Here is a 23,088-nt window from a genome sequence, read left to right as displayed (position 1 = left end):
GGCTGAAAGAAGTCCAGCGAACTTCTAGTCTCTGCGCCCGTCCACCGGCACCAGACCGACGTCGGCGCATCCCCGCGCCAGGTCCTCAAGACCGAAGGCACTGAGGGGACTGGCCACCCCGGGGTCCAGATCCTGCCGGTCGCGCAGCTGCTCGGCTCCCCACGCGATCAGCTCACCGGTGAGCGTGTACACGTTGGGGCCGGTGAGCTGCACGGAGGACAACAGGTTCCCGTTCGTTCCCGTCACGGTGGCAACCGCCCGGGTGCGGGTTTTTGCCCGCCGGGCACTGTCCGGCCCACCCGGTTTCCCGATGATCGGCGCCGTCAGCTTCTCCATAATCCGGCGGCCCCGGGCGGACCTCCCGGCCGAGGAGGAGGCAGCGGACATCACGCTTATGGCCCGGCTGAACGGGGAAAACCAGCCGTTGTACACCGATACGCTGTCCAGCTGGGGAAATGCACCGGGCAGGAAGAGCACCTCCGTGCCCGGAACCAGGATTCCCGTTTTGCGTCCCCGGGGCGTTCCGCTCAGCGGAAAAACATGAACGTCTGCCGCCGTCCGTTCTTCCACCAGGCGTCCGTTGGCGAAGCGTACGGCCGGCAGGAACAGCCCGTCGCGCAGCGTGCTTCGGGTGCCGTGGCTTAGCCCGGGAAGCAGCGAGCCGGAGGTGAAGTAGCCGACGTCGAGCTTCCGTCCGGCATCTCCGGCCTGCTGGGCTGCCATGGCGCCGGCGAGAATTCCCGGGACGTAGTCATACCCGAAGGCAGGCAGCAGCACGGCGCCGGTTTCCTTCGCGTGGTTCCCGAACCTCTCCTGCAGGGTGCGCACAAACCCCACCTCTCCGGTGGTGTCGATGTAGCGGGCACCGGCCTGCACTGCCGCTTCGGCGACCCCGAGGCCGAACCGCTCGAAGGGGCCCACCGTACTGATCAGCACGTCACCGCGCCCCAGCAGCTGGCGGATACTGTCCGGATCACCGGCGTCTGCAGCGGCATAGTCCAATCCGGCGTGTTGCCGGGCCAGCCCGGCCAACGCACCAGTATTGCGTCCGGCCAGAACCGGGCGCAGGCCCCGTCTCAGCAGTGAGTCCAGCACCAGGGCGCCGGTATATCCGGTGGCGCCGAACAGGACGATGCGGCCGCTCATGATGCGGCCTGCGGAACAGGAAGGGCGGAGAGCATGGGCGTCGTCATGCCGGACAGCATACGCAGTAAAAGCTTCAGCGGGACCGGCAGGCGATACTTGACCCTGACACAGTGGCAGACGGGAGAAGGGTCCACCTCATTGAAAAGGAACATGCCATGTCACAGATCGAGATCGTCGCCAAGTCCCTGCCCGCCGTCCGGCTGGCCGCCCGCGCCGCCGTGGTCGCCGAGCAGCCGGAGGTGGCCGCCGTCGTCGGGCCGCTGTTCGACACCGTGGGGGACATCCTGGCTTCCGCAGGTGTTCCGCTGGATTGCCCAATCGCCCAGTATGAAATGGCCGAGGACGGTCTGCGCATTCTCGCGGGCTATGCCGTCACTTCGGGTGTGCCCGACGGCGTGGACGTGGTGGAGCTGCCCTCGGTGCCCACCGCCATCTGCGGCGTTCATCTGGGATCCATGGACCGGATCGGGGAAAGCTGGCAGGCCGTCCACACCGAAATGATCGCCCGCGGATTCGCTCCCTCCGGGCCGTGCCGGGAGGTGTACGTCCGCGCTGTGTCCGAGGACCAGTCGGACTGGGTGACCGAACTGCAGCAGCCGGTGGAGCACGCTTAAAGACCCGCGGACCGGGCACGGGGCGCCGGTCCGCGGAACAACAACCCGTTTAGACGTTGTAGATCTTCCCGGCGGTAATGCCGCCGTCCACCACGAATTCGGCGCCCGTGGAGAAACTGGACTCATCGCTGGCCAGGAAGATGACCACGCTGGTGACCTCTTCGGGAGCGGCCGGACGGGTCAGGGTGGTTTCGGTAAAGTCGATGGGCTTCTGCTCGCCCATCACGGCTGTCATTGGGGTCTGGATGGATCCGGGGTGGACCGAGTTGACCCGCACATGGTCGCCGGCCAGTTCCAGGGCCGCGGACTTGGTCAGGCCCCGGAGGCCGAACTTCGACGCCGTGTAGCCGTGCATCCCCGCGATGCCCTCCAGTCCTGCGGTGGAGGAAATGTTGATGATCGACGACGGAGCAGAGGCCTTCAGGGCCTGGACCGCGGCAGACATGCCCAGGAAGGGTCCGGTCAGGTTGATGTCCAGGACCCGCTGCCAGCGCTCCGCCGGGTATTCGCCCAGTGCTCCGCCGTCGAGGATTCCCGCGTTGTTGACCAGGACGTTGAGCCCGCCGAAGGCTTCCAGGGTCGCGGCGACGGCGGCGTTCCAGTCCTCGGCGCTGGTGACGTTCAAGTGCACGTAGCGGGCGGCATCGCCGAGCTCGGCGGCCAGGGCTTCTCCGGCGTCGTCGTTGATGTCCGCAATCATGACCTTGGCGCCTTCGCGGACGAAGGCCCGGGCATGTGAGGCACCCATGCCGCTCGCGGCTCCGGTGATCAGGGCTGTCTTGTCCTTGAGCCGCTCGCTCATGGTGGCGTCCTTTGCGTATTGAGGGGAACCCGGCCCGGCCGGGCCGGGTCGCAGTTAGTCCGGGCGTACAGCGGTGAGGCAGAACGGATGGCCTGCGGGGTCAAGCAGTACCCGCCACTGTTCGGGTGCCGGCTGATGCGCCGCGGGCTTTGCGCCCAACCGTACTGCTGCCTCTGCGGCTGAGTCCACGTTGTCCACGGCAATATCCAGATGCATCTGCTGGCGCTGGGGACCATCGGGCCAGGAGGGGGCAGCATAGTCATCCGCACGCATGAGCGTGAGCATGGGTCCGGCCCCGGACAGTGCCACCACGCCGCGGTCCGGCGTGGCAAAAGCTTCCTCCAGACCCAAAAGAGCGGAATAGAACGCCGCCAGCACATCGGTATCAGGGCAATCAAGGGAAATGGACGCAAGCTGTCCCACACGTTCAGTCATGGTTTCAAATTTACAGGTTTCCCAAAACCTCATGGTCACGCTCATGGGACCACTTCTTTACGTATTTGTGGTGCTTTCTGCGAAGCTCGACCCATGCAAAGCGGAAAGTTCGATTGGAAGCGTTTCACCGTCATCACGGCGCTTGTGCTCATTGTGCTGCTGGGGGTGACGGTGGGCGTGCTCCAAGCGAGCGGCAAAATGGAGAACGTGGAAATAGTCATCTGCGATATGGCTACGCGCCGCAGCTGCAGCTGAAAACCATGACACCCGGACGGGGAAATGCCACAGCGGGTCGGAAATCAGCGGGCGTCCACGCGTTCCTGGTGTTTGCGTCCGGCGCGGGCAGCGAGGAACAACAGGGAACCGATCACTACATACACGGCGGCGCTGAGCCAAATGGTCGCGGATTGTTGCGTGAGGAGTGCGATGCTCGCAATGATCGCGAGGACTGGCAGGATGCGGGGGGCGGTGAAGTGGTCGTGATCGACTTTGTCCTTTTTGAGGACGAGGACGCTGACGTTGGCAGAAAGGAACACCAGGAGCAGGAGCAGCACTGTGGTTTCCGCCAAGGTCGCGACATTTCCGGTGAGGGTGAGGACGATCGTCAAACCGGCAATGACCACGATGGAGACCCAGGGAGTGCGGCGGCCGGGCAGCACGCGGCTGAAGGCACGGGGGAGCAACTCGGCTTCGGCTAATCCGTAGCCGACACGGCTGGCCATCACCATGAACAGCAGCGCCCCGTTGGAAATCGCGATCAGAGCGATAATGCTGAATAGCCCGGGCGGGATCCCGACACCGCTCGCGGCAACGACGTCGAGCAGAGGCCCGGAGGACTCGGCCAGATCAGTTGGGGGCAGGACGATGACCGCACCGATAGCGATGAGGAGATAGACGACCCCGGCGGTGGAGATAGCGCCGAACAGTGCGCGGGGGTAAGCCTTGGAGGGGTTACGCACTTCTTCGGCCATGTTTGCTGCCGCCTCGAAGCCGAGGAAAGAGAAGAAGGCGACAATCGATGCGGCAAAGGCGCCTTGGAGGGGCGGCACGTCCGGTGCGAACTCAAGGAGCCGGGATGGGTCTCCGTTGCCGGAGGTGAAGACGATGGCGGCGACGACGATGACGATGACGAGGCCGGTGACCTCGATGACGGAGGCGACGAGGTTCGCGCCGAGGGATTCCTTGACGCCGCGAAGATTGATCAGGGTCAGCAGGATGATGAACACGATTGCTGCGGGGGCGGCCGGCACGTCAATGAGCGCTGTGAGGTAATCGCCCGCGAAGGCATTCGCGAGGGCAGCAGCTGTGGTGATTCCCGAGGCCATCATCAGGAAGCCGACGAGGAACGACAGGTAGGGTATGCCAAAAGCCCGGTCGGCGTAACGTGCGGCTCCGCCGGCGTGCGGGTACTTGGTGATCAGTTCTGCGTACGTCGCGGCAGTGAGCAACGCGACGACCAGTGCGATCAGCAGGGGGATCCAGATTGCGCCGCCGACATCGGCGGCCATGGTACCCACCAGGGTGTAAATGCCGGCGCCTAGGGTGTCGCCCACAATAAACGCGAACAGCAGCGGAGCACCGATTGCCCGCTTCAGTCCGGGCTGTGTTTTTGATGTGGCAGTGCCGGAATCGTTCGTCATTGGACTATTGGATTCCGTTCGCCGTCCCAACGCAACTACTTGGACAAAATTCGCGGCACGTAATTTATCGGTTTGCAGTCCACCGCAAAGTCGCTTCAGCGTCGTAGTTTCTGTCTGGCGGGAACTGGCCCCGCCAGTAGAAGCCCGCAGCCCGCCTGGCCTTAGGCGAAGTGGGTTGCCACTTGGGCTGCTGTTACCGACTCGACGAGCCGCTCAGCCAACTCGCGGAGTTTCATGTTCTGGTTGCTGGACGCCCTTCGGAGGATGCCAAAGGCCTCCTCCTGGCTGCACCGGTTCTGTCCGGCAACGATTCCGACGGCAACGTCGATGGCGGTGCGGGATTCCATGGCCTTCCGCAGATCCTCGCTGACCTCCTTGTGGTTGGCGATCTGCACGGCAACCTGCAGCGTAACGGCCGCTTCAGCGGCATATTCCTCGACAGCCCTCACGAAGTCATCGGTAAAGATGCCGGTGCTCTTGCCGTAAAGGTTCAGGGCCGCGCCGCCGTCGTCACCAATGAGCAGGGGTACAGCGAGCATGGAGTAACACCCCAACCCGTGGATCGCCTCAAAATACTCGTTCCAGCGGGAACCCGTGCGGGTGTCCGGCACCAGCGTCATCTCCCCGCTCTCCGCCGCGTACAGGCACGGCCCGTCGCCGTACCCGTACTGGAGTTCGTCGAGTTCATTGGCCTGCGGGCTGCCGCTGGCCACAGTCTGGGCGCGCTTGTCCCGCTTCAGGGTGATGCTCCCGAACAACTGATCCGGGTCGCTGAAAAGTTCCGCAGCCTGCCCGGCGAACGCCTCGAGGAAAAGTTCCATGCTGGGGTTGTCCAGAATGAGTTGCTGCAGCTGTGCTGCGACGGAGGTTCCGCGAGTAAGGGCTGTCATTTCGACAGTTTATCGAAGAAACGCCCTTTGGCCGGAACGTTCGCTGCCCGGGCAAGGCTCCCGGCCGGCTCACCGCAGCGTTGCGGGCTTCGCCGGCATCAGGGCCTTCGCCTGACCCGGACGCACCGTATGCGGGGGTCGGAGTGAATGCCGTGAAATAGACGGCCGTTCCAAAGAGGGGCTCCCGCGCCTGTCCTGAGGCCCGCCCCTCCCACGGGGGAGGGGCGGCTTGTACTGTCGAAGGGAAACAGACGCCTGACGACGGCGCACGCGCCGCTCCCGGCGCCCCAACGCGCGGCGAGGCGCTGCAAATGCGCTCCGGCGAGACCGTCCATACCCCGCCGGGCAGCCACGCTGCCACTGAAAGGAAACCCAATGGAGTACGTCACCCTCAATAACGACGTGGTCATGCCAATTCTTGGTTTCGGTGTGTATCAAATCCCGTCCGAGAAAACCGAAGAAGCGGTCACGAACGCCCTGAACGCCGGCTACCGGTCATTGGACACGGCTGCGGCGTATCAAAACGAAGAAGCCGTGGGCCGGGCCGTGCAGAAAAGCGGTATCCCGCGCGATGAACTGTTCATCACCACCAAGCTCTGGATCCAGGACAACGGCGAAGCGACCACGCTCTCCGCCTTTCAAACCTCGTTGCGGAACCTGGGCATGGCTTACGTGGACCTGTATCTGATCCACCAGCCCTTCGGCGACGTTTACGGCGAATGGCGGACGATGGAACAGATTTTCAACGACGGCGGCGCCCGGGCGATCGGGGTCTCCAACTTCGGATCCGACCGGCTGCTGGATTTGATCCTTCACAACAACGTCACTCCGGCGGTGAACCAGATTGAAACGAATCCGTTTTACCAGCGGGCTATCGAGAATGAGCTGATGAACACCCACGGCGTCCGGCATGAGTCCTGGGCCCCCTTCGCGGAAGGGAAGAACAACCTCTTCGGGAACTCCACGCTCAGCACCATCAGCTCCGGACACGGGAAGTCTGTTGCCCAGGTGGTGCTGCGCTGGCTCATCCAGCGCGGAATTGTGGTGATCCCCAAAACGGTGCAGCCGGACCGGATGGCGGCCAACATGGACGTGTTCGACTTTGAGCTGAGCCCCCAGGAAATGGCTGCCATCGCGGATCTTGATACGGGCAAAACCCAGTTCTTTGATCACAGCGATCCGGAAGCTGTCAGCCAGCTCAGCGGCGTGAAGATGGAGTAAAGAGGAACTGTCCCCGGCCCTGCTCAGCCCCCGGATGAATCCTGTTCGGGGGCTCTGTGCAGGTCGCGAACGAGGTACAGCCACGGAAAGGCACGGCAGCCGACCTCCCAGCCGTCCGTCTCGTAGAGGTGGGAGGGCTTGGTCCACAGCACCCGGCGATGCTCCCACTGGGTGTCGGTGCGCAGCATCCGGTGCCGCAGGACATCCGCTCCAACCGTTCGCCAACCCAGCCGGCCGGCCAGCTCCAGTTCCGCCATTTCATTGAAGGCGGTGACCGGTCCGAGCCACCGCTCCACGGCATCGGTCTCCACGGCACCGGACTCTGCAGAATCCGTCCTGCCGCCAAAACGCTGCTGCACCGCCTGCCGTGTCATGCCGAGTTCCCGGCCCAGGGCAGCCCAGCTGATCCCGGCACTGCGGGCTGCCGTGACAGCCCGCCGCTGCAGCTCCTGGCTGGCCTGTTCCGCCGCAGCGGCCCGGCTGACCAGAGTGAGGTGGTCCGCCTCGGTGAGTTTGCCGGCGTCGTCGTAAGTTCCGAGAATCAGGGCGCCGATCTGCTCCTGCAGGTCCTCGGGTGCGGTGCGGGTCACGGGCGCTCACCGTTGCGTCCCGGCAGCCAGCCGCTGGTGCCGTCGCCGTCCCTGCTGGGCAGCCAGTCGGCGGTCTCGCCACCTTTGCTTCCCTTGCGGGCGTACCGGACAGCGATAAAAACACTTCCGGCCAGCAGCATGAACCCGGCGCCCTGGCACATTCCCTTGAAGAACCCGTGCAGGTCCAGCACAAGCCACAGAGCAAGCACGGCAGCGCCGATCACGAACATCAGGACCGCGAGAACGGCAAAGGCAGCACGTTGAGTTTTCATGTGTCAATTAGAACTTGACACCATGGTCGTGTCAACGGTTTCTTGACAACTTCTTTTGTCGGTCAGGAACGGTGCTGTTACAACGCCATTTACAGCGCCGGTGCCGGTGCCAGCTGGGCCCGCAGCTCCGTGCACAGTTCCGCCAACGCCTGAGGTGCGCTGCGGCACAGCTTCGGAAAGGCCAGGTAACCGTGCGGCATCCCCACATAGGTGGTGACGCGGACCGGGACGCCGGCGGCGCGCAGGGCTTCGGCGTATCGCAGGCCGTCATCACGGATCGGGTCATGTTCGGCCACCTGGATGAGCGCCGGGGGCAGGCCGCTGTGGTCCGGTGCCAGAAGCGGCGAGGCATAAGGATTGCTGCGGTCGCCGTCGTCGGGCACGTAATGGCTGCGGAAGGCGAGGACATCACTCTTGGTGAGCACCGGCGCATCCGCGTTCTCCTCCAGCGAGGCGCTGCCCAGGGTGAGGTCGGTGGCGGGATAGATCAGGCCCTGCCAGCTGATGGCGGGGCCGGACCGGTCGCGCGCCATGAGCGTCAGGACGGCGGCAAGGTTGCCGCCTGCGCTGTCCCCGACGACGGCGAGCCGGCTGCTGTCGGCCCGCCACTGCGGCGCGCGGGCCGCCACATCCACCAGAGCCGCATAGCAGTCTTCTGCCGCGGCCGGCCAGCGGTGCGCAGGGGCCAGCCGGTAGTCCAGGGAGACGACGACGGCGCCGCCCCCCCTTGGCGATGCTGCTGCCCAGCCAGTCATAGGTATCCAGATTTCCGCTGGTCCAGCCGCCGCCGTGAATCAGGAGCACGAGCGGCAGTGCGCCGGCGGCTCCGTGCGGCCGGTAGATGCGCACGGGAATTCTGCCCTCAGCGCCGGCCGCGGTGTCATTGCTGACGTCCACTCCGGCGGCGAGTCCGCCCAGCAGCCAGTCCAGGACCGGGTTGTGCCCGATTGAACGCTCCTGATCGGCGAGGATCTGCTCCTCACTCTTCCCCGTGACCGAGACCCTGCGCAGCGCCTGTCCGATTAACCGCACCCGTAAATCCAGCTTCGCCATGCCCGCGCCTTTCTGAAGTCGGCAACCGTTCGGGTTGCTCCGGGGCTGAATATACAGATCAGCCCCGGGTTTCGGGTATCCCCAGATGGCCGGTGAGGTTCAGGTCCAGAACGCGTCGGTCATGGTGGAAATCGTCTTCGTTCAGATGCGTAATGCTTCCGGGTGACAGCCGGAACTTCACATAGCCGGCGGCAGCCAGGGGGAGTCCGATCCAGGCGGCAATGAGGTACGTGGCTGAACCGCCGTGGGTCACAACAACGGTGTTGCGGGCTCCCGCGGCGAGAATCCGGTCCAGAGCTGTGTAGAGCCGGCCCGCCCAAATATGTCGCGACTCGGACCCTTCCACCCCGTCGCGGTGTTTCATGCGTTCTCCTTGAGCGGGCGGGGGAACGTAGGGGATGGAACCAGCCGGCGTTCCCTCGGCTGCCCCGTAGGACTGTTCCCGAAGGTCCGGATCAAAGATGATGTCCAGGCCCAGCAGTTCGCTGATCGTTGCGGCCGTCTGCCGGGTCCGGAGAAGATCCGAGCTGAAGAGCAGCGTTTCGCCGTCGCCGGATACGAGACCAGTGAGTGCTGCGGCTATCCGGCGGGCGTCCTCCACACCCCGGGCGGTAAGCGCCGAGTCGTACCAGCCACCCACGAGATTCTCGACATGATGCGTGGCCTCCGGGTGGGTGATGATGTACAAGTTCCGCACTGCTGCCCCGTCAGCCGGCCGGCGCGGTGGGCGTGATGGTGCTTTCCGAGAAAGTGCTCAGCCCCAGCCATCCGATAATGAACGGTGCAATCACGATCAGGGTCGCCAATACCGCAACAACCCAGAGGACGCTAAGCCGCCACTTCGAGAAACGGAGCTGCGTTTTCAGCGAAGCCAGGGCCACGATAAGGGGCAGGCCAGGGAACAGCGCCCACGCTGCGAACTCCAGAATAAGAAACAGCAGAAAAAGCCGGTCGATTCGACCGTACAAGCGGTCCGACGTATTCGCAGCGGCTGGTACCTCGGGTCCATTCATGGCTTCACTATGACACTCCCTGCCGAGAATTCCCGGCAATGTGAATGCAAATGTGAAGGGCTTAGTCCGGCAGTGCGGCCCTGCTGTTGAGCGTGTCCCTGCTGCTGAGCGCGTCCCAGGCGAAGCTGGCCAGCCAGTGCGATGACATGAATTCCGCGGTGACCACGGCGTCCAAACCGGCGTCGAGCAATGGATCCAGCCCGCCCCGCAATACTGCTGCATCGGCCGCTCCCGCCTCTCCGGCTGCCTCCAGCACCTGCAGGATCCGAGCGGCCTGGCCGGCGCGGGAAAGGTTTAAGCCGTGCAGGTGGACCATGTAACCGTCCGTTTCATCGGTCACGGACACCGGCTGCAAAATACGGGACGACGCCGACAATCCCGGCAGAAACGCGGCGAACCATTCGGCGAAGGCGGCCGGATCCAAAATTCGTGCCATGAGATCAGCCTCGCTGAGTCCGGCGGAGAGGAAGTCCTGGCCGCTGAGTTCCCACTCTGCGGCCCAGCCGGTGTCACCGGCGAACCACTTGACCGCGGCGCCGGCGCAGGTCGTGGCGGCCTCTGCTCGTCCCAGAACACGGAACGAGCTGTACAGCATCCCCAGGCCGAAGGCCGTGTTGGTGTGGATGCCGTGCCGGACGGGGTGCTCCACCTTCGCGGCCCAGCCTTCCACCAGCTGCGCCACATCATCCGCCAGCGGGTCCAGTGCTTTTCCCCATCCGGAGATCTGCGGGTCTGCCGACGCGGCCGCAGCGCCGGCGAGGCGCATCAGCCAAGCCCAGCCGTAGGGGCGTTCCCAGCCCGGGTTGGCGCGCAGATACGAGCCTTCAGCGGCCAGGTTCTCAGGCGTCAGAGTGGCGTCCAGTTCTGCGCGCAGGGCGGCATCCCGCCCGTCGTCGAGCCCGTATTCCAGCAGGCTCACGCCCAGCCAGTGCATGTGCACGCACGAGTGCCAGTCAAAGGACGTGTGGAAGCTGGGGTGCACCTCGCGCGGGCTCGGCCGGTCCTCGGGCGAGGCCTGAACGTGGTGCGAGGCGTACGGGTAGGGCCGGCGCAGGTTGTCCAGCACGACGTCGGCGTAGACGGCGGCGAGAGCGTCGCGGCGTGCGTCAGTCATGAGGCGGCCGCCGTCCGCGGTGCAAACATGATGACGGCCACGCCCACCAGGCAGATCATCGAACCGACGATATCCCAGCGGTCCGGGCGGAAGCCGTCAAAGACCATTCCCCAGGCGAGCGAGCCCGCCACAAACACACCGCCGTACGCGGCCAGGATCCGGCCGAAGTGTGCGTCCGGCTGCAACGTCGCCACAAAACCGTACAACCCCAGGGCAATCACTCCGAGCCCGGCCCACCACCAGCCCCGGTCCTCCCGGACGGCCTGCCACACCATCCAGGCGCCGCCAATTTCGGCGACGGCAGCCAGAAGGAACAGCAGCACGGTTTTCGCAGTGGTCATAGGTCCATCCTGCCGTACCCGCCGGTGGACTCGGGGCTGGCTGCCGCTTGGGGATGCTCCTCCGCTTTGGGAAATCCCTGCCTCCGCGTACCGGTCGTTTTTTCCCAAAGCGGAGGGATTGCGCCGGGTTTGTTGCGTTGTTTGTCACCTTTACGCCGTGCGTCAGCGACATTCAGAAATTTGGACAGCTTGACCCTATAGTCTGGTCTGTTGTCCCCTGCCGCTCACTGCGGCTGCCGGGGCCGGGGATTCCTGGGCCTGGATGGCGGAACGCCCACCTCGAACAGAACAGAAGGATGAAGATGGATCAAGAGCGCATGAATGTGGAATCGTTCAACCTCGACCACCGTCTTGTTGCGGCACCCTACATCCGGGTTGCCGACACAAAGCAGCTTCCGGGCGGTGACGTGATTACCAAGTTTGATGTTCGTTTCACCCAGCCCAACGCCGCCCACCTCGAAATGGACGCCGTGCACTCCCTGGAGCACCTTTTCGCCGAGCATTCGCGCAATCACTCAGACAAGGTGATTGATTTCTCCCCGATGGGCTGCCAGACGGGTTTCTACCTGATGATGCAGGGCGCTCCGGCCTTTGATGACGTGGCTGCTCTGGTTGAGGTGACATTGAACGACATTCTGCGCGCAGACTCAGTTCCTGCTGCCAACGAGGTTCAGTGCGGCTGGGGTGCCAACCACTCCCTTGAAGCAGCGCAGGCAGCGGCCACAGGCTTCCTTGCGGACCGTGCCGGCTGGGATGTGGTGTACGCGTGAGTTCAGCTGCATTTGTCATCCTCGTCGCGATGGACGACGAGCTCGCCCCCTTTATCGAACGGGCAGAAGAGGTTGGCCCGGGCCGGCAGATCGGGAACGCGGTTCACCGCGACGCAGTTCTGGGCGGCCACCCCGTGGTACTTGTCAGAACCGGCATCGGCCTCGTCAACGCCGCCGGAGCAGCGACCACCGCCATCCTCGAAGCGCAGCGCGCCGGTGAAGACACTGAGCAGCCGGTAGTGATCAGCGCCGGCAGCGCGGGCGGACTGGGAGCCGACGTCCGTGTGGGCGACGTCGTGGTGGGATCCGAATACATCAATGTGGACGCCGACGCCCGCGCCTTCGGCTACAAGCTCGGCCAGGTACCGGGGATGCCCGAAATTTACCCGGTCCCTGAGCAGCTGACTGAATCCATTCGCTTGGCCCAGACCGGCGGAACCATTCCCCTGCACCACGGCCTGATCGTCTCCAGCTACAACTTTGTGACTCCCGCCCGGGCTGAACTGATTACGGGTAGTTTCCCCGGTGCGCTGGCAACGGACATGGAGTCCTCCGCGATTGCTCAGACCTGCTTCGTTTTTGGTGTTCCGTTCATTTCTGTCCGCGGCATCTCCGACCTGTGCGGTCCGGCAGCCGAGGATGATTTCCGGGACCAGGTGGATGACGCAGCAACGCAGTCGGCGAACGTGGTGATCTCCTCGCTGGACGCACTGGCAGGAGTGGCCGGCGCCTACCAGCCCGCCTAACGCGGAGGTGCTGCGGATCGGTTTACCGGGACGCGGCGCCTCCGGGCTGAACTTCAGCGTCCATACCTGTTTCCGCGGCCCCTTTGGGATTTCCCCTGCGGTTTGGGAAATTCCGGACGCTGCGGACCGTGCGATTTTTCCCAAACCGTGCGGTTTTTCCCAAAGCGGAGGGAATCTGCCCGGCGCCCTCCGCAGGCGCCGGGCGGAGCTATAGCATCCGCACGGGACTGCCCGCCAGGAATGCCGAAATGTCCTCCACCACCTGTGGAAAGAACGTGCCGTAGTTCCGCTCGGTCACATAGCCAAGGTGGGGCGTTGCCAGAACGTTGGGCAGGTCTCGGAAAGGGGACGACGCCGGCAGCGGCTCTTCCTCGAAGACGTCCAGCCCGGCCCCGGCAATCGTCTGCCGCTGAAGGGCATCAAGCAGCGCGGCCTGGTCCACGATGGCAGCCCGCGACGTGTTCACCAGGCAGGCAGTGGGCTTCATCAGGGCGAGCTCCCCGGCCCCGAGCAGCCCCCGCGTGCGGTCACTGAGCACCAAGTGGATGGAGACGACGTCGGAAACGGCCAGCAGCTCCTCCTTGGAGGCAGCGAGCCGGGCGCCCGACGCCTCCGCGCGATCCGCCGTGAGGTTGGAGCTCCACGCGATAACTTCCATGCCGAACGCGTTTCCGACCCGGGCAACCTGCGATCCGATCTTGCCCAATCCCAGCAGCCCAAGGGTGGCGCCCTGCAGATCAGCGCCCACGGTGTGCTGCCACGGGCCGCGGTTCCGCAGGGCGGTTGCCTCGGGAACCAGATGCCGGGCAAGACCCAGGATCAGGGCCCAGGTCAGCTCCGCGGGCGGCGCGGAATTGCTCTCCGTTCCGCAGACAATCACCCCGTGCGCCCGCGCTGCCTGCAGGTCGACCGCGGCATTGCGCATGCCGGTGGTCACCAGCAGCTTCAGCCGGGGAAGCCGCGCCAAGAGACTGGCCGGAAACGGCGTGCGTTCGCGCATGAGCACGACGACGTCGAAGCCGGCCAGCCGCTGTGCCAGCGCATCCTCCCCGGTGAGGTGATCCGGAAACACAGTCAGCTCAACCTGGTCACCAAGCTCGGTCCAATCGGCGAACCGGGTGGCGGCGTGCTGGTAATCGTCGAGCACTGCGCATTTCAGAACCATGTATTTTTCCTCTGCCGGCAACTTCGGGGATGCACCGACAATAACTGACAGCTAAACCCTGAACCGGGAGAACACGGAGTACATGTAATCGGTACCCTGCTGGAGCGCAGCGGTGAAGATGCGTTCGTCGTTGCCGTGCATCCCAATCAGCTGGGCGTTGCTGAGGACATAGGGGTACACGCCGTACCCCGGTATTCCGCGGTCTCGCCACGGTGCCAGGCTTGTCCCGGCCTCGAACAGGGCGGGTGTGAAACGAGCTCCCGGGTAGGTGTCCCGCGCCGCTGATTTCAGCGCCCGGAACAGATCGGTGTTGGTATCGGCCGGAGGGGTGGCCCAGGTCTGGTCAAGCGTGGCCAGGTATTCCTCTTCCGAGACACCTTCCGGGGCGGCTATCCGAACTTCCACGTCCTTCCGGGACAGCTGCTCGCGCACCTGGGCCAGGAATTCCCGCGGTTTCTGGCCGCCGGGAATGGCGCGGCAGTTGATCCGTGCTTCGGCGCTGGAAGGAATGACATTCTCCTTGTAGCCGGCGTTTTCGATGACGAATGCGTGGGTGGTGCGCAGCAGCGCGCCGTGCAGCGCAGGGTAGGGAGACTTGGCGATGACCATGCGCGCCCAGCGTTCCAAGGTCTGTGGATTCCGTGCCTCCAGCATCCTCCGCAGCGCCTGGGCGAACTTCCGGTTGGTCGTGGCATCGGCCACGGCGCGGAAGTACTCGCGGGTCACATCCGTGAGATAGACCGGCGCCTGCCAGTCACCCAGCTTCGCGACGGCGCGGGCAAGGGTGACGATTGCGGCATCACCGAGCGGTTTGGACGAGTGGGTCGCGGTGCCCCGCGCGATGAGGTCGATGTTGAAGTAGACCTTGTCCTGCCTCGTGGCGCTGATGAGCATGGGGGTGGTTCCGTCGTCTTGGGCCAGGAACCAGCCGCCCTCGGTGAGCACGGAACCGGCGTCGAGCTTCTCCCAGTAATTGGCTGCGAGCCAGCGGGAGCCAAAGGACCCCGCCTCCTCGTCGCAGTCCGTGAGGACGATGATGTCCCGGTCGAACCGGGCACCTTCGCTGAGATGGCGAAGCAGGGCCGTAATGGAAGCGGCGTTCGCCCCCTTCATGTCCAGGGCTCCGCGCCCGTAAATTTCGCCGTTGCGAACTTCGCCGCTGAACGGATCCGCCGTCCAATTTTCCAGTTCAACGGGAACGACGTCCGAGTGGCCCAAAAGCAGCAGCGGCTCTGCCCGGCCGGTGCCCGGGATTCGTGCGATCACGTGCACGTTGTTCGGTTGCGGGGTGTCCACAATCTCCACGGGAACTCCCGCGCGGGTCCAGACCTCCTGCAGCATTTCGGCGTGGGGGCGGGTATTGCCGCCGGTCCCAAAGTTCTGGGTGTCGAAGGAGAGCATCCGTTTGAGCAGGTCCAGCGGATCCAGGTCAGTGCCGGGAATGGCGGGGGCGGCCGGCGCCGGAACGGCCGAGGGTGCGGTGAGCAGGCTCAGGCCGGCGAGTCCGGCGGCGGTGGTGCCGGCCACGCCGCCCAGGAATGTCCTGCGGCGAAGGCTCAGTGCCGGTTGGTTGCTGGGGACGGGATTATGGGTGCGCATTCTGGTTCCCTCTCGGTGCGGCGGCTTGTCCCAGTGAAGGACGCCGGGGGCCGCCATGCTGACAGGGGACCTCCGTCACGGCAATAGGCAGGCGCAGGAACGGGGCTAAAGAGCGGGGCAGGCGGACCGTTGGATGGACGGGTGCCGCCTCGCAGCGGCAGACTCGCAAGTTTGCGCAGCTTGTGACCTGCGTCATGCCTGCCGTAGAGTGATCGCACCGACCGTGTTTCGACTATAGAACGTCGTGTTCAAATATCGAACAGCACCGCATTTCGCGGCAGGCCGGCAACCGCAGACACAAAGAAGTGAGGACACCCGTGCAGTTCCACCATCACGGCTACGTATCCGGAGACCCGCGCATTCAGCCGGCCGCCGGCGTCGGCATTGACCGCCCCGAGGACCTTCCCGATCAGATGGACGTGCTGATTGTCGGATCAGGGCCTGCGGGCATGCTTACTGCCGCCCAGCTGGCCCAGTTCCCGAACATCGCCACCCGGATTGTGGAACGCCGTGACGGCCGGCTGGCCATCGGTCAGGCGGACGGGATCCAGGCCCGCAGCGTGGAAACGTTCCAGGCCTTTGGGTTTGCAGAGGAGATCACGGCTGAGGCCTACCGGATTACGGAAATGTGCTTTTGGCGCCCGGACCCCGAGGATCCCTCGCGCATCGTCCGCTCCGGACGCGCGCTCGACGACGAAGCCGGGATCAGCGAGTTCCCGCACCTGATCGTCAATCAGGCCCGCGTGCTGGACTACTTTGCCCGCGCAATGGCCTTCGCGCCCACCCGCATGACCCCTGACTACGGTTTTGAATTCGTTGGCCTGGAGGTCGACGACGATGCCGAGTATCCGGTGACCGTCACCCTGCTGCACACCGCCGGTCCCCATGAAGGCACCGAACGCACGGTGAAGGCCAAATACGTGGTGGGCTCCGACGGTGCCCGCAGCAAGGTCCGTGCCGCCATCGGCTGCAGCCTGGAAGGCGACAAGGCCAACCACGCCTGGGGCGTCATGGACGTGCTAGCGAAGACCGACTTCCCGGACATCCGGACCAAGTGTGCCATCCAGTCCTCCAACGGCGGCTCCATCCTGCTCATTCCGCGCGAGGGCGGGCACCTGTTCCGGATGTACGTGGACCTCGGCGTGGTCCCCGAGGATGACAACGGTGCCGTCCGCAAGACCACCATTGAACAGATCATCGCGAAGGCCAACGGCATCCTCGCCCCCTACACGCTGGACGTCCGCAACGTCGCCTGGCACAGCGTCTACGAGGTGGGCCACCGGCTCACCGACCGGTTTGATGACGTGCTGCCCGAAGATCTGGGCACCCGTTCGCCGCGCGTCTTCATCACCGGCGATGCCTGTCACACGCACAGCGCAAAGGCCGGACAGGGCATGAACGTGTCCATGCAGGACGGCTTCAACATCGGCTGGAAGCTCGGCCATGTACTGGACGGCCGCAGCCCGGAATCGCTGCTGTCCACGTATTCGGCCGAGCGTCAGGTGGTGGCTCAGAACCTCATCGACTTCGACAAGGAATGGTCCACCCTGATGGCGAAGCGGCCCGAGGAGTTCGAGAATCCTTCGGACCTCGAGGACTTCTATGTGCGCACCGCGGAGTTCCCCGCCGGGTTCATGACCGAATACACGCCGTCGATGCTGATTGCCGAAGCGAAGCATCAGGAGCTGGCCGCCGGTTTCCCGATTGGCAAGCGCTTCAAATCCGCCACCGTGCGGCGCGTTTCGGACACCAACCCGGTGCACCTGGGCCATCAGGCCAAGGCCGACGGTCGCTGGCGCATCTATGTGTTCGCCGATTCCGCCCCGGCCGGAGCTCCGTCGCCGGTCACCGATCTGGCTGCATGGCTGGAGAGTGCTCCGGAATCTCCGCTGGCTGCCACGCGGGCGGATCTGGACCGCGATGCCTGGTTCGATGTGAGGGTCATCTACCAGCAGGACCATAACGGGATCGACCTCAATGCGGTGCCGGCAGTCTTCAAGCCTGAGGTGGGTCCGTTCCGGCTCACCGATCTGGCCAAGGTGTACGGCGCCGATCCCCGGGCGGACATCTTCGAGGAGCGCAGTCTGGACCGCAGCGGTGTTGTGGTGGTGGTCCGCCCTGACCAGTACGTGGCCAACGTGCTGCCGCTGACGGCCGCTGCGGAGCTGGGGGAGTTCTTCGCTCCGCTGCTCCCGGCCCGCCAGCCACAGTCTTAAACCCGCTCCAAGGAGGACGACGGCGGCACCCGGGTGCCGCCGTCGTCCTGCGTTAACTGATGGACAGCATTGGGGTGCGGCGTGGCTGCGGCAATGACAGACTGGGCACCATGGACACCCCTTCCGCCCCGATAACGCCCGACTTTGACGCCGCCGCGCTCCTTTGGGATGACTACGCCGCCGCGTACCCCGAGCAGGCCGCTGCCGACAGCCAGTACAACGTGGAGACCTTCGGTGATTCCCCCAGACTCGCCGACGAGCTGCTGGCGCTGGTGCTGGACGGGCGGAAAACCGCCACCTCCTCACTCGTCGCGGAATATGTCGACGGCGGGGATCAGCTGCCGCGGATCGGCATCCACTGGATTGTCTGCGACAGTGGCGGTGTGCCGCGGGCGGTTCTGCGGACCACTGAACTGAGGCTGGGCACGTTTCGTGACGCGGACGAGGCCTTTGCACGGGAGGAAGGGGAGGACGATCTCAGCCTGGAGTCCTGGCGGCGTGAACACCGGAAGTACTGGGAACGCACGTCGGCCGCGCGCGGCGGGTCCTGGTCCGAATCCGATGAGCTGGTGTTTGAACGCTTTAAAGTGGTCTGGCCGATCAACCAATAGCCCTACCAGGGCAGGGGACCGTCCTCATCGCTGAAGGTGCCGGTGGGCCCGCCGGCAGGGATGGTGGCCATCCGGACCGCGGCCCGGGCTCCCTGTTCCGGGGTGCGGGTGCCGCGGAAGCCGTTCAGGTCCGTGGCCACAAAGCCGGGGCAAACCGCGTTGACGAGGATGCCTTCCGGCGCCAGGCCGCGGGCATACTGCAGGGTCAGGGACGTCAGCGCCGTCTTGGAGGGCGCGTAACCGGCGGCAATCGGATCATTGTTCGCCGGATCCGAGACTGCGGCCAGTGATCCGGCCACACTGGAGACGTTGACAATCCGGGGAGCTGCGGAGAGGCGCAGCAGCGGCAGGAAGGCCGCGGTCACGGTGATGACGCCGAAGAAGTTGGTCTCGAAAACGGCGCGGATCTCCTCCACGTCGGCAGAGCCCGGCTGCTGGGCCGCGAAGCTGACCCCCGGCGTGGCGACGATGCCGGCGTTATTTACCAGGGCATCGAGCCGGCCGAAACGGCGTTTGACCTCGTCCGCTGCGGCCGCCACCGACGCGGGGTCCGTGACGTCCAGGACGACGGCGACAGCCTCACCTCCGGCGGCGCGCAGTTCTGCGGCGGCCGTCTCTCCGGCATCGGCACTGCGGGCGGCGACCACGACGGTGTGGCCCAGCGCCGCGAGCTTGCCGGCGATCTGGCGGCCTATGCCCTTGTTGGCACCGGTAACGAGGGCAATCATGTTGTTTTCCATGGGGACTCCTAGAGAAATACTGCCGTCCCGACCGGGACGATGTGTTTAGTCTGTCCAACAAAATCCGTACGCGGAATAAGCAAAAGTCCGGGTTTATTGCTCTACAGTACAAACATGACAATGAGCGACCGGTTATCCGAAGTGCTGGACTTTATTGAGGTCCGCGGAATAATTTCGGGCAGCAGTGCGGTGCATGGGCGCTGGGAGTCAGAAAGCCGGCTGGATGAGGACCTGAAGTTCTTCGCCGTGGTGCAGGGCCGGATGCGGGTCTCCACCGACGGCATGGATGCGCCGCTGCTCCTGGAAGCCGGCGACGTGGCAGTACTCAACGGCCGTGCCTGGCTCCGGCTCGAGGGCGGCACTACCGGCGGCCTGGAGGACGACGACGGCGTCAGGCTGCGTCTGGATCCGCCCGCCAGCGGCACCTTTGTCCGGGTGGGGGAGGGGCCGGCCGGTGGGGAGGACATCATCATCGGCGGCCGGGTTGCCGTGAATGCAACCGGACGGGAACTGCTGCTGCACGCGCTGCCGCCAGTGGCGCACATCCGTTCCGGAACCCCGGCCGCGCCCCATATGCACGCGCTCATGGAGCAGCTGTTCGCAGAAGTGTCCCGGGAACGGATGGGCTCTGCGTTTGCTGTCCGGCAATACGGGCAGCTCCTGCTGGTGGAGGTGCTCCGCGCCTTCATGGAAGAGGCGGAGCTGCCTACCGGCTGGCTGAAGCTTCTTGCTGATGAACGGCTCCGGCCTGCGGTAGCGCTGATTCATGCCCAGCCGTCCCGGCCCTGGAGCCTGCAGGACCTCGCCCGGGCCGCCGCGATGTCCCGCACCGCCTTTGCTGAACGGTTCCGCGAAGTGGCGGGAATGCCGCCGCGGGCGTACCTGAATAATTGGCGGATGCTTACCGCCCAGCGGGAGCTGCGTTCCGGCGACACCCGTATCCGGACGCTGGCGCTGGATTTGGGCTATTCCTCCGAGAGTGCGTTCAGCACCGCCTTTAAACGGACCATCGGTGTTTCCCCGCTGCAGTACCGGACACGGACACGCGAGGAAGACCTGCGAGTTGCGGGTGCGGCTCACTAATCCCGGTGCGGCCAACTAGTTACAGCGCGGTACCCGTCTCCTTCGCCAGGGTGCGCAGCAGTGCATCCTGAAAGCCGGCGTCGTTCACCGCCTCATGGGGCTGCCGCCGTCGTCCGTGGTACCAGTAGCCTCCGCTGGTGAGCGCGTCGGGCTCGTCGCTGACCGCGAGCCACACCTGGGTCTGATGGCCGAGCTCCAGATCATCGGGCGCACCGCGGCCGCCCATTTTTGTGGGCACCCAGCCGGGGTCCACCGAATTGCTGAGCACATCGGGGCGCAGCTTCGCCAGCGCGGCCGCCAATGTGGTGACAAACAGCTTGCTGTCCGCGTAGGAACCCGCCGCGTTACCCTGCCAGTCAACGCCGTCCAGGGAGGGGCGCCCGGCGTAGTGGTCATTACTGCTCAGATAGATGTGCCGCTGCGGTCCCTTGAGCAGCGCGGTGAGCAGGTAGGGCGCGACGACGTTGACGGGCATGACGGCCCGGCCGCCCGCTACTCCGGCGTTGTGGATCACGGCGTCCAGCGGAGTTCCGGCGTTGAGTTCGGCGGCCACCTGCCGCACCGCTTCAGGGTCCCCGAAGTCGCCGACCACGAGGTCCGCACCGCGCTCGAGCAGCGGTGCAAGAGCATCCGCGCGGTCCCGGTTGCGCGCGTGACCGACGACGTCGTGCCCCGCGGTGAGCAGTGATTCAGCGGCTGCCCTGCCGAGTCCGTCAGCTGATCCGGTCACGAGGATTCTCATGGTGTGGCTTCCCTTCCGGGGGATCGGGGGATCTTCAATGCTGGACCGTGTCCTGTGCGCACGCGGTTCAAATGTTACTCATCCGCTTACGGCTACGGCTCCGGCTGTAGCTGTAGACGCGCGCACGGCTGCTGGAAAGGGCAAAAATGAGCAGGATGTCGAAGGAATAGCCAAAAAAGTTGCTGCCAAGGGTGGTAACCGTGCCGGCAAACACGGCACTAATCTGCAGGATGATAGCGGCGGCGCTTAGGGACATGGCCGTAATGCGGGCGATATTGCTGCCCCGAAGGATCAGTACCGCCAGCAGCACCTCGGCGCAGGCGAAGAGGGCCATGATGACGCTCACGGGTGCATAGGCACCGCCCAAGTCTGCGAGGCCGCGGTTTTCTTCGCCCAACAGTTGCGTAACCCACGGGGCATGGGCAAACCCGGCCAGAAACGGAGCCGCCACCGTCAGCGCGGCGATGCCTCGCAGGAGCACCAGAATCGAACCGACGATGATGGGCGGCGGCCGGGAGATCCGGTGCTGGTCCCGTCCTTCCGCTGCCGTCCGCTTCGATTCGGTGAGCCCCGTTTGCGGCACTTCTGTTTCCGGTACGTCTGTTTCCGATACTAGGGACAGATCGGTCACAGGCAGATCACCGTCCGTGACAATCGAATCGCCCCCGCCGTTGCGCGAGTGGTATCCGGTGGAAAAGTTTTTGATAACTCGCACCGTCACCTCGGGGGAGGACTTTTCGATGGTGGACAGCAGATAGTCCCGTTCGGCGTCGATGTTTTCACCAACCCGATGGGTGACCTGCAACGTGAACAGGGAAAGTCCGACGGCGCGGTCGAAGGAAGCGGCTCCCAGCCAGTCCGCGGCAATTCCGCCGGGCAGCATCCACCCTTCCGGGCACCGCCAGAACCGCACATGGTGGCGCTGGCGAGGGTTGCCGTGCATCTCCTGCTCATAGGCAAAATCCTGCTCCCGGTCAAAGAGCAGCAGCGGACTAACCGGCGCATGTGGATAGCTGCGGTGCAGCAGAGTGGAGGAAACAATCCGCCAGCTGCTGCCCAGCGAGACTGGATCTGCCAGCTTCCAGCCAGCCCGGTCCAGGGCACCGTGCAGTTGTACCTCGGTCCCCAGGAAGGCGAGGTTGACGGCATCGCCGAATAATCCGGCGTTGGTCCGTGTGCGTCCCATGAAGTAATTGGGAATCAAGATTTGCGACAGGATCCCGTAGACGCGGGGCAGCACCAAATAGGCCAGGGCCACCCAGAACACGATCACGAATCCGATGTGCCCGTGCAGCTCCAGACCTTCAACGAGCAGCAGCACCACAAACCAAATGGCTGCGAGGCCGCTGAACGCGAAGAAGATCCGGTCGACGGCGGTTGCTGCGGTACTGGGCGGCAGTTCGGTGACGGAGTCGGAGACTGTGGCACCGGATATGTCAGTGGCGGCGTGCGTCGATGCAGTCACGCCGGCCGGTTCAGTCGTTCCGGAGATATTTGTTCTCTCAGTGTCTCCTGCGCCGGTCCCCGGCGGGCGTCCGGCGCCGTCGTCGCCCGGCTTTGTCATAGAACCACGCTGGCTTGCGCCCCTTCCGGCCGTCAATGCCCCGCCGTTTCTTCCGGGAGATGGCACCACAACTGCCTTGTCCCGGCCCGTGATTTTGGGGCCCGGGTCAGTGCACGGGTGACAGCGCACCGTTCTGCGCCGGATGTTTGGGGCTAGAAGTCGAATTAGAAGATAACTCGAAAAGACGGGTATTTGGCCCGTACTCGCAGGGCCGATTTTGGGTCTTTCGGAGCTGTTTTCGGGTCGGGAATGTCAGTGGCGGGTGAAAGCCTGAGGACATGGATCAGCACGGATCGTCTTCAGGGAACACGTCGGGTGCGTGGACGGCAACGGCGCGGAACGTAGCCGTTTATTCCGCTGAGCCCGGCGCAGTAGAGGGTGTTGCTTTCGGTCCGTCCTACCGCGAAGGGTTCACCGGCAGCCTGGCCCTGCAGGGTGTTGAAGTCTTTGACCAGGATGAAGCCGGTGCCGTCCTGGCCCGGTTGGACCACCTTGTCCGGTGGGCGCAGGCGCAGCAGGCCAGGGTCCTGAACCGGTTGGAGGGGATCTTCCGGAACGGCTTCCTGCCGGAAACAGGATCGAATGAAGACCGGCAGTTGGATCCGGGTTTGGCTTTCAGTCTCGCCGCGGAGGAAGCAGCAGCAATCCTGCATCTTCCTACCGGGACCGCGAAGATGCTCATGATGGACGCCGGAACCCTCTGCGACACCCACACGGCCAC

The 23,088-nt window shown here is 64.7% G+C and carries 26 protein-coding genes; 9 read left to right on the top strand and 17 right to left on the bottom strand.

The window, feature by feature from the left end; genetic code table 11:
• Positions 1 to 24: 24 nt before the first annotated feature.
• Positions 25 to 1,146, bottom strand: a complete 1,122-nt coding sequence (locus AC4D2Q_RS13780) for a saccharopine dehydrogenase family protein (protein ID WP_490947106.1) — start codon at positions 1,144 to 1,146, stop codon at positions 25 to 27.
• A 155-nt stretch (positions 1,147 to 1,301) separates the two neighbouring features.
• On the opposite strand from AC4D2Q_RS13780, the gene AC4D2Q_RS13775 reads away from it, so the two are divergent.
• Positions 1,302 to 1,760 carry a GyrI-like domain-containing protein gene (locus AC4D2Q_RS13775; protein ID WP_490947105.1) on the top strand — a complete coding sequence of 153 codons (459 nt, stop codon included), beginning with the start codon at positions 1,302 to 1,304 and terminating at the stop codon, positions 1,758 to 1,760.
• Positions 1,761 to 1,809: 49 nt separating this feature from the next.
• On the opposite strand, the gene AC4D2Q_RS13770 is transcribed toward AC4D2Q_RS13775, so the two are convergent.
• Positions 1,810 to 2,562 (bottom strand): glucose 1-dehydrogenase, encoded by a 753-nt coding sequence (locus AC4D2Q_RS13770; RefSeq protein ID WP_490925206.1) that lies wholly within the window; start codon positions 2,560 to 2,562, stop codon positions 1,810 to 1,812.
• A 54-nt stretch (positions 2,563 to 2,616) separates the two neighbouring features.
• On the bottom strand, positions 2,617 to 2,997 hold the full coding sequence (locus tag AC4D2Q_RS13765) for a VOC family protein (RefSeq protein ID WP_490947104.1): 381 nt from the start codon (positions 2,995 to 2,997) through the stop codon (positions 2,617 to 2,619).
• 93 nt (positions 2,998 to 3,090) lie between these two features.
• Between AC4D2Q_RS13765 and AC4D2Q_RS13760 the strand changes: the two genes are divergently transcribed.
• Positions 3,091 to 3,252 carry a hypothetical protein gene (locus AC4D2Q_RS13760; protein ID WP_490947103.1) on the top strand — a complete coding sequence of 54 codons (162 nt, stop codon included), beginning with the start codon at positions 3,091 to 3,093 and terminating at the stop codon, positions 3,250 to 3,252.
• A gap of 44 nt (positions 3,253 to 3,296) precedes the next feature.
• On the opposite strand, the gene AC4D2Q_RS13755 is transcribed toward AC4D2Q_RS13760, so the two are convergent.
• Together AC4D2Q_RS13755 and AC4D2Q_RS13750 are read right to left on the bottom strand one after the other, a co-directional pair.
• The gene (locus AC4D2Q_RS13755; RefSeq protein WP_490947102.1) at positions 3,297 to 4,637 is read right to left on the bottom strand and encodes an APC family permease; all 1,341 of its coding nucleotides are present in this window, start codon (positions 4,635 to 4,637) and stop codon (positions 3,297 to 3,299) included.
• 161 nt (positions 4,638 to 4,798) lie between these two features.
• Positions 4,799 to 5,527, bottom strand: a complete 729-nt coding sequence (locus tag AC4D2Q_RS13750) for a GAF and ANTAR domain-containing protein (protein ID WP_490947101.1) — start codon at positions 5,525 to 5,527, stop codon at positions 4,799 to 4,801.
• A gap of 375 nt (positions 5,528 to 5,902) precedes the next feature.
• Here AC4D2Q_RS13750 and AC4D2Q_RS13745 point away from each other — a divergent pair, with 375 nt between their 5' ends.
• Positions 5,903 to 6,748: an aldo/keto reductase gene (locus AC4D2Q_RS13745; RefSeq protein ID WP_490947100.1), complete on the top strand. Its 846-nt coding sequence runs from the start codon at positions 5,903 to 5,905 to the stop codon at positions 6,746 to 6,748.
• A 23-nt stretch (positions 6,749 to 6,771) separates the two neighbouring features.
• Here AC4D2Q_RS13745 and AC4D2Q_RS13740 read toward each other — a convergent pair whose 3' ends face one another.
• The 7 genes from AC4D2Q_RS13740 to AC4D2Q_RS13710 form a co-directional block, all read right to left on the bottom strand.
• Complete coding sequence (locus tag AC4D2Q_RS13740; RefSeq protein ID WP_490947099.1) at positions 6,772 to 7,338, bottom strand: hypothetical protein; 567 nt, start codon at positions 7,336 to 7,338, stop codon at positions 6,772 to 6,774.
• Positions 7,335 to 7,610 carry a hypothetical protein gene (locus AC4D2Q_RS13735; RefSeq protein ID WP_490947098.1) on the bottom strand — a complete coding sequence of 92 codons (276 nt, stop codon included), beginning with the start codon at positions 7,608 to 7,610 and terminating at the stop codon, positions 7,335 to 7,337. Before AC4D2Q_RS13735 ends, AC4D2Q_RS13740 begins: the two co-directional genes overlap by 4 nt.
• Positions 7,611 to 7,699: 89 nt before the next feature.
• Complete coding sequence (locus tag AC4D2Q_RS13730) at positions 7,700 to 8,365, bottom strand: alpha/beta hydrolase (protein WP_490947097.1); 666 nt, start codon at positions 8,363 to 8,365, stop codon at positions 7,700 to 7,702.
• Between the two features lie 356 nt (positions 8,366 to 8,721).
• Positions 8,722 to 9,360, bottom strand: a complete 639-nt coding sequence (locus tag AC4D2Q_RS13725) for a histidine phosphatase family protein (RefSeq protein WP_490947096.1) — start codon at positions 9,358 to 9,360, stop codon at positions 8,722 to 8,724.
• A gap of 10 nt (positions 9,361 to 9,370) precedes the next feature.
• On the bottom strand, positions 9,371 to 9,676 hold the full coding sequence (locus AC4D2Q_RS13720) for a hypothetical protein (RefSeq protein WP_490947095.1): 306 nt from the start codon (positions 9,674 to 9,676) through the stop codon (positions 9,371 to 9,373).
• Positions 9,677 to 9,737: 61 nt separating this feature from the next.
• On the bottom strand, positions 9,738 to 10,790 hold the full coding sequence (locus tag AC4D2Q_RS13715; protein ID WP_490947094.1) for a DUF2891 family protein: 1,053 nt from the start codon (positions 10,788 to 10,790) through the stop codon (positions 9,738 to 9,740).
• Entirely contained in the window at positions 10,787 to 11,131 is a 345-nt protein-coding gene (locus AC4D2Q_RS13710) for a YnfA family protein (RefSeq protein ID WP_490947093.1), read from the bottom strand. Before AC4D2Q_RS13710 ends, AC4D2Q_RS13715 begins: the two co-directional genes overlap by 4 nt.
• 302 nt (positions 11,132 to 11,433) lie before the next feature.
• Between AC4D2Q_RS13710 and AC4D2Q_RS13705 the strand changes: the two genes are divergently transcribed.
• Complete coding sequence (locus AC4D2Q_RS13705) at positions 11,434 to 11,901, top strand: S-ribosylhomocysteine lyase (protein ID WP_490947092.1); 468 nt, start codon at positions 11,434 to 11,436, stop codon at positions 11,899 to 11,901.
• Positions 11,898 to 12,647 (top strand): 5'-methylthioadenosine/S-adenosylhomocysteine nucleosidase, encoded by a 750-nt coding sequence (gene mtnN / locus AC4D2Q_RS13700; protein ID WP_490947091.1) that lies wholly within the window; start codon positions 11,898 to 11,900, stop codon positions 12,645 to 12,647. Before AC4D2Q_RS13705 ends, mtnN begins: the two co-directional genes overlap by 4 nt.
• 208 nt (positions 12,648 to 12,855) lie before the next feature.
• On the opposite strand, the gene AC4D2Q_RS13695 is transcribed toward mtnN, so the two are convergent.
• Positions 12,856 to 13,812: a D-2-hydroxyacid dehydrogenase family protein gene (locus tag AC4D2Q_RS13695; RefSeq protein WP_490947090.1), complete on the bottom strand. Its 957-nt coding sequence runs from the start codon at positions 13,810 to 13,812 to the stop codon at positions 12,856 to 12,858.
• Positions 13,813 to 13,863: 51 nt separating this feature from the next.
• Positions 13,864 to 15,411 (bottom strand): M20/M25/M40 family metallo-hydrolase, encoded by a 1,548-nt coding sequence (locus tag AC4D2Q_RS13690; protein ID WP_490947089.1) that lies wholly within the window; start codon positions 15,409 to 15,411, stop codon positions 13,864 to 13,866.
• 317 nt (positions 15,412 to 15,728) lie between these two features.
• On the opposite strand from AC4D2Q_RS13690, the gene AC4D2Q_RS13685 reads away from it, so the two are divergent.
• Positions 15,729 to 17,627 (top strand): FAD-binding monooxygenase, encoded by a 1,899-nt coding sequence (locus AC4D2Q_RS13685; RefSeq protein WP_490947370.1) that lies wholly within the window; start codon positions 15,729 to 15,731, stop codon positions 17,625 to 17,627.
• 110 nt (positions 17,628 to 17,737) lie between these two features.
• Entirely contained in the window at positions 17,738 to 18,238 is a 501-nt protein-coding gene (locus AC4D2Q_RS13680; protein WP_490947087.1) for an ASCH domain-containing protein, read from the top strand.
• Between the two features lie 2 nt (positions 18,239 to 18,240).
• On the opposite strand, the gene AC4D2Q_RS13675 is transcribed toward AC4D2Q_RS13680, so the two are convergent.
• On the bottom strand, positions 18,241 to 18,978 hold the full coding sequence (locus AC4D2Q_RS13675; protein ID WP_490947084.1) for an SDR family oxidoreductase: 738 nt from the start codon (positions 18,976 to 18,978) through the stop codon (positions 18,241 to 18,243).
• Positions 18,979 to 19,092: 114 nt separating this feature from the next.
• Here AC4D2Q_RS13675 and AC4D2Q_RS13670 point away from each other — a divergent pair, with 114 nt between their 5' ends.
• Complete coding sequence (locus AC4D2Q_RS13670) at positions 19,093 to 20,061, top strand: AraC family transcriptional regulator (RefSeq protein ID WP_490947082.1); 969 nt, start codon at positions 19,093 to 19,095, stop codon at positions 20,059 to 20,061.
• Positions 20,062 to 20,080: 19 nt separating this feature from the next.
• On the opposite strand, the gene AC4D2Q_RS13665 is transcribed toward AC4D2Q_RS13670, so the two are convergent.
• Both AC4D2Q_RS13665 and AC4D2Q_RS13660 read right to left on the bottom strand, forming a co-directional pair.
• Positions 20,081 to 20,803 (bottom strand): SDR family NAD(P)-dependent oxidoreductase, encoded by a 723-nt coding sequence (locus AC4D2Q_RS13665; RefSeq protein WP_490947079.1) that lies wholly within the window; start codon positions 20,801 to 20,803, stop codon positions 20,081 to 20,083.
• A 67-nt stretch (positions 20,804 to 20,870) separates the two neighbouring features.
• Positions 20,871 to 22,367: an LssY C-terminal domain-containing protein gene (locus AC4D2Q_RS13660; RefSeq protein ID WP_490947077.1), complete on the bottom strand. Its 1,497-nt coding sequence runs from the start codon at positions 22,365 to 22,367 to the stop codon at positions 20,871 to 20,873.
• A gap of 278 nt (positions 22,368 to 22,645) precedes the next feature.
• Between AC4D2Q_RS13660 and AC4D2Q_RS13655 the strand changes: the two genes are divergently transcribed.
• Positions 22,646 to 23,088 (top strand): hypothetical protein (locus tag AC4D2Q_RS13655; protein ID WP_490947075.1); only part of this gene is annotated, 443 nt, incomplete at its 3' end.

Source organism: Arthrobacter sp. TJ-178, from assembly GCF_058269275.1.
The sequence above is the reverse complement of the archived record's forward strand: the minus strand, read 5'-3'. Positions and strand labels throughout refer to the sequence as shown.

Excerpts from the sequence above, each read along its gene's own strand:
- AC4D2Q_RS13755 (WP_490947102.1), bottom strand. The coding sequence starts at position 4,637 with ATGACGAACGATTCCGGCACTGCCACATCAAAAACACAGCCCGGACTG.
- AC4D2Q_RS13660 (WP_490947077.1), bottom strand. The coding sequence starts at position 22,367 with ATGACAAAGCCGGGCGACGACGGCGCCGGACGCCCGCCGGGGACCGGC.
- AC4D2Q_RS13670 (WP_490947082.1), top strand. The coding sequence starts at position 19,093 with ATGACAATGAGCGACCGGTTATCCGAAGTGCTGGACTTTATTGAGGTC.
- AC4D2Q_RS13715 (WP_490947094.1), bottom strand. The coding sequence starts at position 10,790 with ATGACTGACGCACGCCGCGACGCTCTCGCCGCCGTCTACGCCGACGTC.
- AC4D2Q_RS13680 (WP_490947087.1), top strand. The coding sequence starts at position 17,738 with ATGGACACCCCTTCCGCCCCGATAACGCCCGACTTTGACGCCGCCGCG.
- AC4D2Q_RS13780 (WP_490947106.1), bottom strand. The coding sequence starts at position 1,146 with ATGAGCGGCCGCATCGTCCTGTTCGGCGCCACCGGATATACCGGCGCC.
- AC4D2Q_RS13760 (WP_490947103.1), top strand. The coding sequence starts at position 3,091 with ATGCAAAGCGGAAAGTTCGATTGGAAGCGTTTCACCGTCATCACGGCG.
- AC4D2Q_RS13690 (WP_490947089.1), bottom strand. The coding sequence starts at position 15,411 with ATGCGCACCCATAATCCCGTCCCCAGCAACCAACCGGCACTGAGCCTT.
- AC4D2Q_RS13765 (WP_490947104.1), bottom strand. The coding sequence starts at position 2,997 with ATGACTGAACGTGTGGGACAGCTTGCGTCCATTTCCCTTGATTGCCCT.
- AC4D2Q_RS13750 (WP_490947101.1), bottom strand. The coding sequence starts at position 5,527 with ATGACAGCCCTTACTCGCGGAACCTCCGTCGCAGCACAGCTGCAGCAA.
- AC4D2Q_RS13720 (WP_490947095.1), bottom strand. The coding sequence starts at position 9,676 with ATGAATGGACCCGAGGTACCAGCCGCTGCGAATACGTCGGACCGCTTG.
- AC4D2Q_RS13665 (WP_490947079.1), bottom strand. The coding sequence starts at position 20,803 with ATGAGAATCCTCGTGACCGGATCAGCTGACGGACTCGGCAGGGCAGCC.
- AC4D2Q_RS13675 (WP_490947084.1), bottom strand. The coding sequence starts at position 18,978 with ATGGAAAACAACATGATTGCCCTCGTTACCGGTGCCAACAAGGGCATA.
- AC4D2Q_RS13745 (WP_490947100.1), top strand. The coding sequence starts at position 5,903 with ATGGAGTACGTCACCCTCAATAACGACGTGGTCATGCCAATTCTTGGT.
- AC4D2Q_RS13770 (WP_490925206.1), bottom strand. The coding sequence starts at position 2,562 with ATGAGCGAGCGGCTCAAGGACAAGACAGCCCTGATCACCGGAGCCGCG.
- AC4D2Q_RS13775 (WP_490947105.1), top strand. The coding sequence starts at position 1,302 with ATGTCACAGATCGAGATCGTCGCCAAGTCCCTGCCCGCCGTCCGGCTG.
- AC4D2Q_RS13730 (WP_490947097.1), bottom strand. The coding sequence starts at position 8,365 with ATGACTGGCTGGGCAGCAGCATCGCCAAGGGGGGGCGGCGCCGTCGTC.
- AC4D2Q_RS13695 (WP_490947090.1), bottom strand. The coding sequence starts at position 13,812 with ATGGTTCTGAAATGCGCAGTGCTCGACGATTACCAGCACGCCGCCACC.
- AC4D2Q_RS13710 (WP_490947093.1), bottom strand. The coding sequence starts at position 11,131 with ATGACCACTGCGAAAACCGTGCTGCTGTTCCTTCTGGCTGCCGTCGCC.
- AC4D2Q_RS13735 (WP_490947098.1), bottom strand. The coding sequence starts at position 7,610 with ATGAAAACTCAACGTGCTGCCTTTGCCGTTCTCGCGGTCCTGATGTTC.
- AC4D2Q_RS13705 (WP_490947092.1), top strand. The coding sequence starts at position 11,434 with ATGGATCAAGAGCGCATGAATGTGGAATCGTTCAACCTCGACCACCGT.